General features: G+C 46.1%; 17 protein-coding genes. 9 read left to right on the forward strand and 8 right to left on the reverse strand.

Annotated elements, in window-relative coordinates; genetic code table 11:
• Positions 1-132: 132 nt before the first annotated feature.
• From Q0389_RS01535 to nadA, 3 genes are read right to left on the reverse strand one after another with little or no spacing between them, the layout of a single operon-like run.
• Positions 133-351 carry a hypothetical protein gene (locus Q0389_RS01535; protein WP_298690932.1) on the reverse strand — a complete coding sequence of 73 codons (219 nt, stop codon included), beginning with the start codon at positions 349-351 and terminating at the stop codon, positions 133-135.
• Between the two features lie 60 nt (positions 352-411).
• Positions 412-1,047, reverse strand: a complete 636-nt coding sequence (locus tag Q0389_RS01540; protein ID WP_298690934.1) for a hypothetical protein — start codon at positions 1,045-1,047, stop codon at positions 412-414.
• Between the two features lies 1 nt (position 1,048).
• Positions 1,049-2,041, reverse strand: coding sequence for a quinolinate synthase NadA (gene nadA, locus Q0389_RS01545; RefSeq protein ID WP_298690936.1), 993 nt, complete (start codon positions 2,039-2,041; stop codon positions 1,049-1,051).
• Between the two features lie 154 nt (positions 2,042-2,195).
• Between nadA and plsY the strand changes: the two genes are divergently transcribed.
• From plsY to Q0389_RS01585, 8 genes are all read left to right on the forward strand, one after another.
• On the forward strand, positions 2,196-2,810 hold the full coding sequence (gene plsY / locus Q0389_RS01550) for a glycerol-3-phosphate 1-O-acyltransferase PlsY (protein WP_298690938.1): 615 nt from the start codon (positions 2,196-2,198) through the stop codon (positions 2,808-2,810).
• Positions 2,807-3,133, forward strand: coding sequence for a dihydroneopterin aldolase (locus Q0389_RS01555; protein ID WP_298690939.1), 327 nt, complete (start codon positions 2,807-2,809; stop codon positions 3,131-3,133). The genes plsY and Q0389_RS01555 overlap by 4 nt, the downstream gene beginning before the upstream one ends.
• A gap of 74 nt (positions 3,134-3,207) precedes the next feature.
• Positions 3,208-3,843, forward strand: coding sequence for an OmpA family protein (locus tag Q0389_RS01560; RefSeq protein ID WP_298690941.1), 636 nt, complete (start codon positions 3,208-3,210; stop codon positions 3,841-3,843).
• Positions 3,844-3,998: 155 nt separating this feature from the next.
• Positions 3,999-4,670: a homeostatic response regulator transcription factor HsrA gene (gene hsrA, locus Q0389_RS01565; RefSeq protein ID WP_298690943.1), complete on the forward strand. Its 672-nt coding sequence runs from the start codon at positions 3,999-4,001 to the stop codon at positions 4,668-4,670.
• Positions 4,649-5,950 (forward strand): HAMP domain-containing sensor histidine kinase, encoded by a 1,302-nt coding sequence (locus tag Q0389_RS01570; protein ID WP_298690945.1) that lies wholly within the window; start codon positions 4,649-4,651, stop codon positions 5,948-5,950. The genes hsrA and Q0389_RS01570 overlap by 22 nt, the downstream gene beginning before the upstream one ends.
• A gap of 80 nt (positions 5,951-6,030) precedes the next feature.
• Positions 6,031-6,285: a YfhL family 4Fe-4S dicluster ferredoxin gene (locus Q0389_RS01575; RefSeq protein WP_298690947.1), complete on the forward strand. Its 255-nt coding sequence runs from the start codon at positions 6,031-6,033 to the stop codon at positions 6,283-6,285.
• Entirely contained in the window at positions 6,286-7,749 is a 1,464-nt protein-coding gene (locus Q0389_RS01580) for a Ppx/GppA phosphatase family protein (RefSeq protein WP_298690948.1), read from the forward strand.
• 3 nt (positions 7,750-7,752) lie between these two features.
• Positions 7,753-8,703 carry a DUF808 domain-containing protein gene (locus Q0389_RS01585; RefSeq protein WP_298690950.1) on the forward strand — a complete coding sequence of 317 codons (951 nt, stop codon included), beginning with the start codon at positions 7,753-7,755 and terminating at the stop codon, positions 8,701-8,703.
• Positions 8,704-8,744: 41 nt separating this feature from the next.
• On the opposite strand, the gene bamA is transcribed toward Q0389_RS01585, so the two are convergent.
• Positions 8,745-10,982 (reverse strand): outer membrane protein assembly factor BamA, encoded by a 2,238-nt coding sequence (gene bamA, locus Q0389_RS01590; protein WP_298690952.1) that lies wholly within the window; start codon positions 10,980-10,982, stop codon positions 8,745-8,747.
• Positions 10,983-11,171: 189 nt separating this feature from the next.
• On the opposite strand from bamA, the gene Q0389_RS01595 reads away from it, so the two are divergent.
• Positions 11,172-12,008 carry a prephenate dehydrogenase gene (locus Q0389_RS01595; RefSeq protein ID WP_298690954.1) on the forward strand — a complete coding sequence of 279 codons (837 nt, stop codon included), beginning with the start codon at positions 11,172-11,174 and terminating at the stop codon, positions 12,006-12,008.
• On the opposite strand, the gene Q0389_RS01600 is transcribed toward Q0389_RS01595, so the two are convergent.
• The 4 genes from Q0389_RS01600 to Q0389_RS01615 are packed head-to-tail and all read right to left on the reverse strand — an operon-like array spanning position 12,005 to position 15,123.
• The gene (locus tag Q0389_RS01600; RefSeq protein ID WP_298690956.1) at positions 12,005-13,177 is read right to left on the reverse strand and encodes a tetratricopeptide repeat protein; all 1,173 of its coding nucleotides are present in this window, start codon (positions 13,175-13,177) and stop codon (positions 12,005-12,007) included. The two genes, Q0389_RS01595 and Q0389_RS01600, sit on opposite strands and share 4 nt — an antisense overlap.
• Positions 13,174-13,914, reverse strand: a complete 741-nt coding sequence (locus tag Q0389_RS01605; RefSeq protein WP_298690958.1) for a VWA domain-containing protein — start codon at positions 13,912-13,914, stop codon at positions 13,174-13,176. The genes Q0389_RS01600 and Q0389_RS01605 overlap by 4 nt, the downstream gene beginning before the upstream one ends.
• Positions 13,895-14,293, reverse strand: coding sequence for a hypothetical protein (locus tag Q0389_RS01610; RefSeq protein ID WP_298690960.1), 399 nt, complete (start codon positions 14,291-14,293; stop codon positions 13,895-13,897). Before Q0389_RS01610 ends, Q0389_RS01605 begins: the two co-directional genes overlap by 20 nt.
• The gene (locus tag Q0389_RS01615) at positions 14,290-15,123 is read right to left on the reverse strand and encodes a DUF58 domain-containing protein (RefSeq protein WP_298690962.1); all 834 of its coding nucleotides are present in this window, start codon (positions 15,121-15,123) and stop codon (positions 14,290-14,292) included. Before Q0389_RS01615 ends, Q0389_RS01610 begins: the two co-directional genes overlap by 4 nt.
• Between the last annotated feature and the right edge of the window lie 52 nt (positions 15,124-15,175).

Raw genomic sequence — 15,175 nt, forward strand, 5'->3', positions numbered from 1 at the left:
AAAATATCGTTTATGTACTCTTTTAATCTCATCATATAGCTAAAGGCAGTCTTTTCCGAAACGCTTTGCTCGTAAATGTAATCGGCTATTTTAGTGAGACGATAGGTCGCTTTTTTGGAAAAAACGATTTTATTAATCGCGGGCATACTTTGCCGTAGCCGTCTCAAACGCTTCATCGAGAGTTACAAACTCATCACGATCTAGCTCTTCTATCGAAGTTTTCACTTCGTTTTTTATCTTTTGAAATCGCAGAAATTCGACGAACTGTCGGGCAAGGGTATTTTCATCACCTCGATACTCTTCGTTGATATAGCTCTCTAATTCAGGATTATCGATACGGATGGATAACATTTATAATCCTTTTTGAAATTTTATCTTATTGTAGCATATCGCTGTTTTCACTATAGATGTTCAATGATTTAAAATATAATGTGTCATCGCTACAGCAACCATAATCACAGGAACGACTAACCACCTATATTTTTTATATTCATACTGATTAATAATATGTTGAACTTTACTTTGAATAGCTTTATCTAACATATTATTTAAACTGATAGGCACAACTTGATTATACGTTAGCTCTGAAAAAATGTTCTCATCACAACCTATATACTGAGATAATGTCTCTAAAAATATTTTTGATTCTTCTTCTCCCATGTCTTTTTCTCGAAAATTAAAAAGTTTTTTATTGATTGAAATATCATAAAAGCTTCGATTTAAACTTCCATTACGCTCAGAATCAATTTTAACTCCTATATTATCTAATTTTGCAGAATTAATATCCTTTCCATTTTTCATTGTAAATATATAATTTTTGTCGAATCTTATTGCATCAATCACGATGTATTGATAAATTTTTTCGTAAAAAACAACGATAGAAATCAATCCAAATAAAAAAGCAAAAAATCTATCTAAATCAGTATTTTCCCATCCATTTACAATTAAAAAAAGAATAAGACACATTGCCGCAATATGTAAAACTATTTCTTGCTCATAACCTTCTTTATATTTTGGAAGCTTGGCTTGAAAAATATTGTCATTCATTTTATAACGCCATCATTCTCTCTAATGCAATTTTTGCCCAGTAGCGCGTCTCTTCATCCACCTCGATCTCATTGATCGGATTGCCCTCTTCGATCGCTTTGAGAGTATTATACAAGTCTTCCAATGTCGTCTCGTTCATCGTCGGACACTCAGGTTTCGTCGAGGAGAGGATATAGGTATTGGAAGGGCGGAGGCGGTTGACCATATTAAACTCGGTTCCGACCGCCACTTTTTGATCAGTTGGAAGTTCCATTATGTATTTGATCAGCTGTGACGTCGATCCGACGAAATCGGCGCGATCACAGATAGAGGGATCGCATTCAGGGTGAACGGCGATCAAAATTCCCGGATATTTGTTACGGTAAAACTCGATATCATCGACACTAAAAAGCTGATGCACCGAGCAAAACCCGTCATAACAGATGATGTCGGCCTCTTTTGGATCGGTTCCGTCGCCGATAACGCACGATTTGAGCCCCATCATATTGGCGATATTCTGACCCAGACAGCGATCAGGGACAAATAAAATCTTTTTCCCTTCCGCGAGGGCTTTGGTGATAATCGTTTTGGCGTTGGAACTGGTGCAAACCATCCCCCCCATTTTCCCGACGCGGGCTTTGACATCGGCATTGGAGTTGATATAGGTGATCGGCAAAATATCTTCCGCTTTGATCCCTGCCTCTTCAAGTTTGGCAATCGATTGGTCGTAATAGAGTCCGTCGATCATTTTCGCCATAGCACAGCAGGCTACTTTCGGCATCACAACCCGTTTTTCGGGACTGAGAATCTTGACGCTTTGACCCATAAAGCCGACACCGCAGAACACTACAAATTCCGCATCGTCCGCCATGGTACGTTTCGCCAGTTCAAGCGAATCCCCGGTGATATCCCCCATCTCGAATACTTCGTCCCGCTGATAGTAATGTGCGACGACCGTTACGCTGAGACGGTTTTTAAGATCGATAATTTTTTGTTTTAACTCTTCGGTATTCAAACCTTTAATCCTTGTACTGCTGATAAGAGGGTTATTATAGCCAACTCGCGACTTTGACTTCTTGAAGAGGCTCTTTCTTTCAGCACATTTTTAGGCAGTTGTAACCATCCGTGATTTATAATAGCGCCCATCAAAATAATTGCTAAGGTTCTCTATGGATTTTTTATTTAACCAAAACGTACAGTTTTATCTTATCGCCTATCTTCTCGGCGGTATCCCTTTCGGATTGATTTTGGCGAAAGTATTTGCCGGAGTCAATGTTAAAGAAGCCGGTTCCCAAAGCATCGGTGCGACAAACGTATTACGGGTCGTAAAAGAGACGAATCCTTCCTTAGCCAAAAAACTCGGTGCCGCAACTCTTGCTCTCGATGCGATCAAAGGGATTGCCGTCGTCCTTGCCGCAAAATATATGGGAATGGATGAAAGTGTTCAATGGATGGTTGCCGTACTCGCCGTTATCGGTCATTGCTTCAGCCCGTATCTGTGGTTCGAAGGGGGCAAAGGGGTTGCTACTGGCATGGGCGTCATGGCCGTCATGCTCCCGATCCCCACGATCATCGCTCTCGTCGTATGGGGAATTGCCGCAAAAACGATCCGTATCTCTTCGCTCTCTTCTATGCTGGGGCTTTTGGCACTGGTAATCGCAGCGTTCGTCCTCTACCCCGCGATGTTTCATGCCCCTGTCCTTTTTATCGCCTTTATCCTTTTTTATAAACATATTCCGAACTTTGTCCGATTGCTAAAAGGGGAAGAGAAACGGGTCGCATGACCGTCTTAATCGAAAATCTGACGTTCGAGACGGTTATCGGTATTCTCGACTTCGAGCGTCTTACTCCGCAAAACGTACAAATCGATTGCACTATCGTCTACGATTACAAAAAAAATGATTTTATCAACTACGCCGATGTTGTCGAGCTTATCCGCACAACGATGGATGAGAAACGTTTCGAACTGATCGAAACCGCCTTGCAAGAGTTGGCCGAAGCGCTAAAAAAAAGTTTTCCTCAAATCAACGAATTATACCTTTCCATCCGAAAGCCCGACATTCTTCCCCACTGCAACGTCGGAGTTGCAGAACGCTTTGTTTTTTAACCTAATCGACGCTTGTTAACATTTCTGCCATATTTGATCGATATAATTTTTAAAACATCATCCAAAGGGATATCATGACAAAACTCTTTCTTTCCGCTCTCACAGCTGCCTTGATCTTAAGCGGATGTGCCGAAACCGGTTTATCAAAAACACAAACAGGAGCGATCATCGGCGGTCTCGCAGGTGCGGCAGCCGGCGGAGCGACCGGAAATCACAGTGCTAAACGAGTCCTTATCGGAGGGGCGGTCGGTGCCCTGGCCGGCGGCGGGATCGGTTATTATATGGACAAACAAGAAGAAGAACTCAATAAAGAGCTCAAAGGAAGCGGTGTCGAAGTACAGCGTCAGGGCGATACCATTAATCTCAATATGCCCGGCGGTATCACGTTCGATACCGGCAAAGCCAATATCAAACCGAATTTCAATCCGGTTCTTGACGACATCGCGGGCGTCATGACCAAATACCCCGAAACAAAAATTGAAGTACACGGACATACGGATAACGTCGGAAGCGATGCGTCAAACCTCAGCCTCTCTCAATTGCGAGCCCAAAGCGTCAGCTCTGCACTTACGACTCGCGGCGTCGGTTCAGATCGGATTAAAGCCATAGGCTTTGGAGAAAATGCGCCCGTCGCTACCAACGATACCCCGGCAGGACGTGAAGCCAACCGTCGCGTCGAAATCAAAATCATCCCCAATCCTGCTCAATAATTCTCCATACTCCCCCTTGCGGGGATTGCATAATCTCTAAAATACACCGTCCATGTTCAAAAAAAATCCTTTTTTTAAAAAAAATTGAAAAAAAGTTTAAAATTTTCTAAAACTGTGGTATCATTTCGGGAAAATTTCCGCACTGAGGAACGTGAATGCGTATTCTGATCATTGAAGATGAAGTAACCCTCAATAAAACTTTGGCTGAAGGCCTGAAAGAGTTTGGTTACCAAAGCGATGTCGTTGAGACCCTAAAAGACGGTGAGTATTACCTCGATATCCGTAACTATGACCTGATCTTGATGGATTGGATGTTACCGGACGGCAATAGCGTTGATATTATTCCCGATATTAAAACCAACACTCCTAAAACCGTGGTTGTTGTCCTCTCCGCACGCGACGATAACGAAAGCGAAATTGAAGCGCTGCGCGCAGGTGCCGATGACTATATCCGCAAACCGTTCGATTTCGACGTTCTCGTAGCACGTATCGAAGCGCGTCTCCGTTTCGGCGGTAGCAACATTATTGAGATCGATGATTTGACGATCAATCCTGAAGAAGAAAAAATCATCTATAAAGAAAAAGAGATCGAACTCAAAGGCAAACCGTTCGAAGTATTGACACATCTTGCCCGTCATCGTGACCAAATCGTCTCCAAAGAGCAATTATTGGATGCGATCTGGGAAGAACCTGAGCTTGTTACTCCGAACGTTATCGAGGTTGCAATCAACCAAATCCGCCAAAAGATGGATAAGCCCCTCGGTATCACTACTATCGAGACCGTTCGTCGCCGAGGATACCGCTTTTGTTTTCCAAAAGAAGCATAAGACGACGCTTTCTCTTCCAACTCATTGTCGCTTCGGCGGCATTGGTTATCCTATTTTCCTCTTTTTTATACCTTTTTATCAAACAATCCATTTATGACGAGAAACAGTCCGAACTGATCGGATATGCCGAAAATATCTCTTCGTACAAATCCCTTTTATCCGCGAAACAAAGTAATTCCGAGACTCTCATGGGGGTAAACGTCGAGTTAATTACACTCACATCCAACGTCGAACATCTTGATTTTTACGAGACGACTCATCGGGATAAGACGACGACGCTGACATTGATCTATCCGTTTGATTTCGAGCACTCTTCCTATCTCAAAGTAAGCCGGGATATTACCCCTACCAAACGGTTGCTGCGAAAAATTTTGAACTCCATCTTTTTGATTAATGCGGTCGGGTTTATCGTCATCATCCTCTATGCCATCGCATTTTCCAAAATGCTGATCGCACCGATCAGCGCTTTGAGCCGCCGTCTGGCCAATATGAACGAACATTTGATACGTCCGATCAAAGTCGAACAGCTCCCGGATGAATTCGAACCGTTAGGAGAAACGCTGAATCGCCTTATGGGACGGATTCAAAACTTCGTCAAATATCAAAAAGAGCTTTTTATCGGAGCGGCACATGAGCTCAAAACCCCTTTAGCCGTCATCAAACTCAAAAACCAGGTTACATTGATCAAAAAACGCTCGCCCGAAGAGTATATCGAAGCGATCAAAATCACCAATCAAAGTGTCGATGAAATGAATAAAATCGTTGCCGATATCCTTAACATCGGACGGCAAGAAGGGGCTCAACTCGAAATTCCGGTCGAAGTCGATATTATCCAAATTCTTAAAAAGTGGGAAGGCGATTTCAAACTGCTGGCCCACAGCGAAAATAAACAACTTGTGACCCATTTCGAGCCGGATGCGTTCAGTGCCGTCATTCAGGCGACTCTTTTGAATCAAATCCTCCAAAATTTTCTCCAAAATGCACTCAAGTTCACCCCTGAGGGAAAAACAATTACCTTTAAAAGCCATTTAAACGGGGTAGGGATCGTCATCGAGGTAATCGACGAAGGATGCGGCATCGACGAAAGCATCGACCTATTTGCCCCGTTTATGCGTCAAGGAAACAAATCGGGTGTCGGATTGGGTCTGTTCCTCGCGAAAAGTGCCGCCGAAGCGATCGGGGCGCAGATCACTTTGACGAACCGTGAAGACGGAATCGACGGCAGTTGCGCGCGTCTGGTGCTCCCTTCCAAACTGTGTTGTCTCCTCCCTCAGCGATAAATCGAAACCGTTTAAAAATGCTCAAAGGTTCGTTTCGCTATAAATCGCGCATAACGAAAACAAAAATCGAGGTTTAACCTATGCCACTACTTATCATCGATGAATGTATCGCATGCGACGCATGCCGTGAAGAATGCCCTATGGATGCTATCGAAGAGGGCGATCCGATTTATATCATCGATCCGGACCGTTGCACTGAATGCGTAGGAACCTACGATGAACCGGCATGTATTGCCGTTTGTCCGGTTGATTGTATCATCCCCGATAAAGACAATGTCGAAACCATGCAGGAGCTGCTCTATAAACATCAGCAATTGACCGAAGAAGAGCAGTAAATGGCGAAATGCACCGCCGTTATCGACATCGGAAGCAATTCCATGCGAATGGCGGTTTTTCAAAAGACCAGCCGTTTCTCTTTTCATATTCTGCACGAGGTCAAAAGTTCCGTCCGCCTCAGTGAACACGCGTACAAGAACGACGGTTATCTACAATCTGCCGCTATGAACCGTACCGCTCAGGCAATCGGCGAATTCTTATCTATTGCCCGTTCTTTCGGTGCCCGCAAACTTTTATGCGTCGCTACGTCTGCATTACGCGATGCTCCCAACGCTCAGGAATTCATCAGCCGTATCCAACGTGAGCATAATCTCTCAATCAAAGTAATCGACGGTGAAAAAGAGGCTTATTTGGGTGCAATCGCGTGTGCTAACCTTTTGCCCAAAATGGATGCGCTCACCGTAGATGTCGGTGGGGGATCAAGCGAGTTTGCCGTATTGCGCAACGGTAAGGTAGAAACCCTGTATTCGCTCAATATCGGAACCGTCCGAATCAAAGAACTTTTTTTCGACCGCAATGACTTAGCTGGAGCCGTCGCCTATATCGATAATGCCCTCTCCGCCCTGCCCGATTTCGGAATAGATACTTTTATCGGTATCGGAGGAACCTTTCGCGCACTCACCCGTGCATTAATGAAAAAAGAGAATTATCCTCTCAAAAAGCTGCATGCCTACACGACGGACGATGTCCGTTTCCAAACCTTTGCCGAACAGATTCTTCAAGCCGGTCCCAAAAAACTCAAATCGCTTTATATCAAGACCGACCGTTTCGATACGATTAAACCCGGCACTCTGATCCTCCAGCGTATTCTCAGACATACCCGTGCCCAAAAATTGGTCTGCAGCGGTGTCGGTGTACGCGAAGGGGTCTTCTTGAACGACTTGCTGCGAAACTCGGCCGCCTCTTTTTCGGCTAACTACAATCCGAGCGTCCGTTATCTGCTTGATACCTATGCGACCCACAGCAATCACGGTATTCAATGTTCCCATCTCGTCAAACGCCTTTTTGATCTCTTGCAAGCACCGCTTAATCTTAAGACTGATTACCGCCATGACCTTGTCATCGCCGCTAAACTGCTTCCGATCGGTATCGGGATACGCTATTATGCCTATCAGCGCCATAGTCACAACATCGCAATGAGCGGTCTCGATTATGCTCTAAGCCATACACAGATCGTTTTGATATCCCACCTTCTTCTCTTCAAAAAGGGTTCCCGATCTTCTTCGCTCATCCCTCGTGCCGGCTATGGAACTCTTTTACCCGATAATGCAACGGTCGATGCCTTATCGGCAATCTTATGGCTTTCCCATATTCTTTTAGCCGCCCGTATCAATGCCGACACCCTCTCCGTGCATTATATAGACGGCAAACTCGAAATCCGTGGCAAACACCTCTACCTGGCCAGAGAACAGCTCAGAAATATCGTCTTGCCGAAAAATCTGATTGTTGTTTTTCAGGAGTAGCACATGGCCGGGAGCAGTCTTCTTCTTCTCATTGATGATATCACCGCCGTTTTAGACGACGTCGCAGCCATGAGCAAGACTGCCGCACAAAAAACCACCGGTGTGCTGGGAGACGATTTAGCCCTCAATGCCCAACAGGTTGCCGGGGTACGCGCTGAGAGGGAATTGCCTGTTGTTTATGCCGTGGCAAAAGGCTCGCTGCGCAACAAACTGATTCTTGTCCCTTCGGCACTTGCCCTGAGCGCATTGGCTCCCTGGTCGATCACCCCTATCTTAATGTTGGGGGGCACCTATTTGTGCTATGAAGGGTTTGAAAAAATTGCCCATCCGTTTCTCCACTCAGCGCACACTACTTCGGACCAGCACGATCCGAACATCGATGCCTTTCACAATCCTAACGTCGATATGGAACAATTTGAAAAAGAGAAAATCCAAGGGGCAATCCGCACCGATTTTATCCTCTCTGCCGAAATCATCGTCATTGCTTTGGGAACGGTAGCCGATAAAGGACTTTTAACGCAAAGCATCGTGGTTTCGGGAGTGGCCTTCGTAATGACCGTCGGAGTATACGGTGCCGTCGCCGCCATCGTCAAAATGGACGATGTAGGACTTTATCTGCTCCAGACGGCGAAAGAAGGGAAAAGAGGAACCCTCAAACGCTTCGTCGGCAGTGCGTTACTTAGCTTCGCTCCGCGCCTGATGAAAACATTGACCCTCGTCGGAACGGCTGCTATGTTCTTAGTCGGCGGCGGTATTTTGGTCCACGGTCTCTCGTTTATCCATCATTGGATAGAAACCCTTACCCCTCTCGCCGAAAGTGTCCCTTTACTAGGAAATATATTGGGGTGGAGTCTTCCTTTTGTCGTCAATGCAATTGCAGGGGTGGTAGTCGGAGGAATCGCCATGGCGGCAATCGGAATGCTCTTGATGGTTGTTAAAATCTTTCGACGCTGAATCGTTTATCCGCGCTATCAGAGCATTTCTCTGATAGTAGATTAGAAACGTTGCCCGATGGTGAACTCGAAATGGGCGATGTCATCATCTTTCTCATCCCCGATCGGGTTGGCAAATACGAGTTGCAACGGTCCTACCGGACTAAACCATTCCAATGCAATCCCGTAACCGCCCCGTTTGATTTCGCTCATACTGCTCTCACCGATCATCCCATAGTCGATAAATGCCGTTGCACGCATACGGGCTTCAGGAACTAACGGTACACTGAACTCAAGGTTATTCGAGAAGCTTTGAGTCCCCCCGATACGATACGGCGTTCCGCTGGAGTTATATCCGTCCGTCGGAGAGATGGAGTAAGCCTGATACCCGCGAACCGAACCGATTCCCCCCATGTAGAATTTTTCGCCCAGCGGTAAATAGCCGTTTTTGCTTGCATAGTTAAAACGCGCTTTATACCGGAGAATGAGGTCGAAATCGGTCAATTTTTGAAGCCCTTGATACGCGGCGAAGCTGGTACGGCTTTTCCAGAAATCAGCATCACCGCCGAGGCCGGCGAGTTCGAAACTTTGGGATGCGACCATCCCTTCACGAGGAACATAATAATCGTCGGTATTGTCAAATGTTGCGGAAACGGAAACCGAACTTTTTGAATAGTTCTCATAGTAACGCGGATCATAGTTGGTACTGTTGGTGTCAACATCGCTATAGTTGTTTTTAGAATAGTTGTATCCGACATAACCGCTCACGTAACGGCTGAATCGATGCCCGGTACCGAAACTGAGCCCCGTCGAATCGACGGTATAGCTGTCATACTCGGTAGCACTTTTATATATAGAAAAGTTTCCGCTGAAATCGCTGTCGTTAAGACGCGGATTGGAAATATTGAATGAGTAGTTGCTGGTACGTTGTGAACGTTCCAGATTCAATCCCACGTTGATCCCCGAACCGAAAATATTACGGTCACTGACGGCGACACTGAGGAGGATTCCTCCGAAACTTCCGTATCCCCCACCCAGTTGAATGTTACCGGTCGGAGCCTCTTTGGCTTGGACGATCAGATCCATCGTCTCATCGTCAATCCGCTTTTCTTCAATCGTATTGCTCTCAAAATATCCGGTACGGCCGATCGCATTACGGGAGTCTTTCAAGTTGGTCACACTGTACAGATCACCCGGTGCCAAAAAGAGTTCGCGACGAACAACCCGATCGAGCGTACGGTTGTTTCCGGAAATGACAACATTGCGAATATGTACTTTTTTGCCCGGAATGATGCGGTAGACGACATCAACGCTTTTGTTGTCTTTGTCTTTTTTCAGATCGGGCTGAACCTGCACGTAGGCATATCCCAAATCGGCAATTTTCGTTTTGATACGGTCGGCATCGTCGCGGAACGTTTTGATGTTAAACGGTTTGTTTTTCTCAAGGGTAATAACGTCTAACAACGCTTGATCATCGATCACTTTCGTATCCTGAAAGACCAGAATATCGCTGACGCGGTAGACATCTCCTTCAAAAATATTGTATGACATCTCCGCTTCGTAATGATCGAAATCGACTTGCACGAACGGCTCATCGATTTTAGCGTCCAAATACCCGCGCTGCATGTAAAAATCACGGATACGCAACGGATCGTACTGAAGTTCGGCGAGCTTCATTTTCCCGTCGTTTCTACCCCACATCCATCCCATAAACTCATGCTCTTTATTGGCAATCATGCTGTCAAAATCATCACTGTCGACCGCTTGCACTCCGGCGTAGTGAACTTTTTTAATGATGATCTCTTCCCCTTCGTTGACGACAAAGGTAACCTGCATACTGCCATTATCCAGTTTTTCGCTCTGAATTTCGACAACCGAATCGATCTTTCCGTCTTGACTCAATGCATCAATGATCCGTTTTTTAGCCGCTTCAAGCCGTTTTTCGTCGAATAAAGACCCTTTTTCGATTTGCAAAAGGGTCTTTTTCGCCTCTTCGTCGTTATCTTTATACCCTTTTAGCTCGATTTTGGAAATAATCGGTTTCTCTTTAAAATGAAACGTCACTTTTCCTTCATTTTCTTCAACCCAAATATCTTCGAAATATCCTTGATCAAAGAAATTTTTAATCGTCTTATCGACATCCGCAGAGTCTAACGGAGCTCCGATTTTGACCTCATTGAGCCGCTTAGCAACTGCCTCAGAAATATGAACCATTCCGTCATATTGGATCGATTGGACGTTTTGTGTAGAGGCGTGCAAAAGTGCACTTGCCACTACCAATGATAGGGTAATTGTTTTCAAGCCAAAATTCCGTTGCATTAAAATTGTCTCCCATTCTATCACTTCGATAATTAATGTTCCGTAAATTAAACTTAAAAGGGCTAAAATAACATCATTACACCTCATAGAGAGACAATTTATGCCCTAAGCGGCATAAAACGAAAGGGCTTTTATCCCCTTTCACTTCCAAAATGGACCAGAAGGAATCGAATGCGCATCGGAATAGTTGGACTGGGATTGATGGGGGGATCTATGGCTTTGGCCCTCAAACATATCTCGTTTGTCACCTCTATTATCGGCACGGATCATAATGAAGAGCATCAGCGCATTGCGCTTCAACGTGGATTGGTACAGGCAATCGTTCCGTTCGAACAACTCAAAGCCGAGTGCGACGTCATTTTTCTCTCCGTTCCGGTTGACGGCGTCATCGCCTTGCTCGGGGAATGTACCGATCTCTCCGGCACGGATAAGACCCTCATCGATCTGGGCAGTACGAAAGCACTCATCGTCGATGCGATCCCCCCCTCTATCCGTGAAAACTTTATCCCCGCCCACCCGATGACGGGAACGGAGCAGTTCGGTCCCAATGCCGCATTGGAAGGGCTGTATGCCGACAAGGTAGTCGTTTTATGTGATCTTGAGCACAGTGGTCATTCCCAAAGAGATACCGCTTTGCGCATTTTCCGCTCGATCGGTATGCAGGTGCATACGATGGGAGCGGCACAACATGACCGCCATGCCGCTTTTATCAGTCACATGCCCCACGTCATCTCATACGCTCTGGCTAATACCGTCTTGGCACAGGAGGAAAAAGAGAATATTCTAACCCTTGCAGCGGGGGGATTTCGTTCCATGAGCCGATTGGCGAAGAGTTCGCCGGCGATGTGGGAAGATATCTTTCGCCAAAATCGCGAAAACGTCCTCGAAGCGATCGAACTGTTCGAGACTGAACTGCATACGATCAAACAAGCTTTGCAGGAAAAAGATTATGTCGCTTTACGCAAAGAGATGAAAGAAGCCAACAAACTCTACGAGATTTTTTCCTAAGGTATCCGATACAAACGGGTCTGAAAAAGCGTCTCTGTCTTCAATCCGTGTGCAGATACTCTAGCATGTTCTACCGAAACATGAGAAACGACACCTTCGATTTGGCGGCTCCCCTGTTTGGCCTCGATCTGTTTTTCAGTCATTACCAGATTCGACGCCGCACGCTCCGCCAATAATATATTATCCGTATAGACCCGGCGGTACCAATAACGGGCTGCTTCGTATTTTCCGGCACGGTAGAGCGCGTTAGCCAAGTTATAGCGTATTTCAGGAGAATCGTGCGACGATTGATACTCTTTGAAATAGGCCGCACTTTTATCATATTCTCCCCGTTCATAGGCAGCATACCCGTTTTGCAGTATCCTAAAATCCAATAATCCTGCATGTAGCGGGAGGTTAGGGAGTGTAAGCATCAGCAAAAAGGCCGTCAGCGGAACCGTACGCCGTTTGCTCATCGATGAAAGGGCGATCCAGATCAGCAACATCGCAAGGCCGAGGGGGTAGGGGAAAAGAGGAATATGGGCATACAGCATCCGGGCTCTTTTCTGCTCAGCTATCCGCGCATACACAATCTGCATTTTCTTTTCTCCATAGAAAACCGTTTTTTCCGTATCGGCAAAAGAGGGAGGAAATCCGATACAAATATGAAGAGACGAATCTTTGAGGGCATCCATTAACCCCGTGTCGATGGAAGCGGTCTTCAATATCTCAGGGTGGAGTCCCTGTACCAATCGAATCAGTATCCCCACATCGATGCTCGAGGGTGATATTCGGTACAAAGCGTCGCTTATTCCGACAATGGCGATCCGTTCTCCCTCCAATCTACGAATCAAATCAAGGGTTTCTTCCTTCTCTTTCTCAAAAGCTTCCGCCGATTTTTTCGAAAGATCCAAAACGATTAAAATATCGGCACGTCCCTCTTCCATATCCCCTTTAGGTATCATGACCGGTTGTGCCATCGCCGCTATCATCAGCAGAGATGCCAGCAGAAACAAGACGTTACGCCCTTTTAACCCCATAGTAATTTCAGGTGCGCGGAGTTTTCGGACGGTCTCATCGCTAAAATAGTGATATTCCCGCGATTTTTGAGTCTGCCAAAAATAAAACAAAACTGCCATAGGGGGAATCATCCAGACGAAAAATTCCGGGTGAAGAAATGCAAAACTCATTTCAACCCCTTTTGATTGCGCCCGTACAAATATGCCAACATCGCTAAAAATGCCAGAAAAAGGGGGTAGACATAATAAAAATCGAAGTAATGATGCGGAAATTCAACCCTGCGCAGTGCACCCGCAACATTCCATGCATGGTTGTCCGCAGGTGAAAAAAACACCCCTTCCACTCCCGAGGGGAGCATACCGACAAACGATTTTGGATATTCGGAAAGGATGATCGCGTATTTTTTTCCTTCCGCAGAGGTGGCGAAAAAGCGGCTGATCTCCTCCGCACTTATCGCCTCGCTTTTTTCTTGTCGCACTTGGCGCAACATCGATATGAGGACATCATGTTCATATGTCAGCGGAATAATGACATCGGCACCGCTGCGCACACCAAACCGATCATGCGGATGCTCCTGCACAAACAATGCGATCTTATCAACAAGAGAACGATTGATACTTGCCGTATCGATGAGGAAAAGGATGTCATCTCCATTCCCCTCGTATTCCACTTTTTTGTCTCGTACAGGGGACATCACAGCGACGATCAGAAGTGAGATCATCGCCCATTTGGCAATCCACAACCAAAGAGGATTTTTAACCCCTGATCCGCCGAACATTCCGATGCGGGGAAAATACAAAGGATTGGATCGCAAAGGGCACAACGCCTCGCACGCTAAAAAGAAAAAAAGTAAAAATCCCAACTTCGGAAATTGAAAATAAATCCCCTCAAACATCGATAATCTCAAGATACAGATGATAGTAGCCTATCGTCTCATCATCGATAGCATCCACATTCGGAGCGTATTTATATCGGCCCAGACGTTCAAACAGATTATGAAACGCCTTTTGCGTCCTTTCATTATCTGCGGAAAAATATCGTCCTAACGTACTGATCTCATACGCCGCCCGCTTCGGATCGGAGAAGTCGACCGATTCGAGCCTCGCATACAATACCTTTCGCTCGCTCAAACGGCGTGTCTTCCATTTTTTCAACACCCAAAACATGAGACTGATTACTACGGCACTTCCCAGAACTACCGATCCGATAAACAGGTAAATCGAATAATCGTGTACTTCCGCCAGCGGTGCGATGTCGTTGACCGGAATGTCTGCCATTTCGTTCATACACGCCCCTCAAACAAACGGCGCAGCGTTACCGAAGCGGAAGCATCGGTATAGAGTTTTGCCGATCGGACGCCGTCACGCCGAAATCGATCAAAAAGAGCCACATCATGTTCCCGCACTTTTTCACGGTATCTGCCTACACTCCGTACATTGAAATCCCCTTCGAGCACCGCGCCGCTCTCAGGATCGACCAACGCACTGAAGCCCAACGGTTCGGGGGATTCTTCAAACCGGTCTCTCACCACGATGGCAACGACCTCATGTTTTTTTGCTAACAAACGTAAATCGGGAATCTCGAAAAAATCGCCCAAAACAATAATCAAAGAACGCCGTTTCAACCGCCTATACAAAGTCGTCGCCATCGCATTATAGTCGGCTCGACGGTTCAGCAGCTCCGCTTCCATGATCCCCTCTACGCTTTGCGCCACGGCGAACCGTTTTTTACTTGCCCGGACTTCATCCCGCAGCGTTTCGGAAAAATTGATATGGGTAAAAAGGTCACCGTTGGCCAATGCCGAATAGCCGATCAGGGCAACCGCTTCGGCCAAAGCATCAATTTTAAATCGTTCGCGCCCGAAATGAAGCCCTCCGCCCAGCATCCCTACCGTCACAACACTGAGTTCCCGTTCTTCGCGAAAAACTTTGATATAGGGGCGCTGCATCTTGGCCGTGATATTCCAGTCGATGTGGCGCGTATCGTCTCCCGCTATGTATTCGCGCAGTTCGATGAAATCGTACCCCTCCCCCCGAAACAGCGAAGGATTGTTGCCGATCCGATCCGCAATGATCTGCCGACGGGCTTTTAACAATATATGACGACTGTTTTTCATATATTCCCTTATTCTGCCTCGAACGAGACAAGCTTCCGTGCCTCTAGCGCAG

The organism is uncultured Sulfuricurvum sp. (assembly GCF_937936435.1).
Lineage (GTDB): Bacteria > Campylobacterota > Campylobacteria > Campylobacterales > Sulfurimonadaceae > Sulfuricurvum.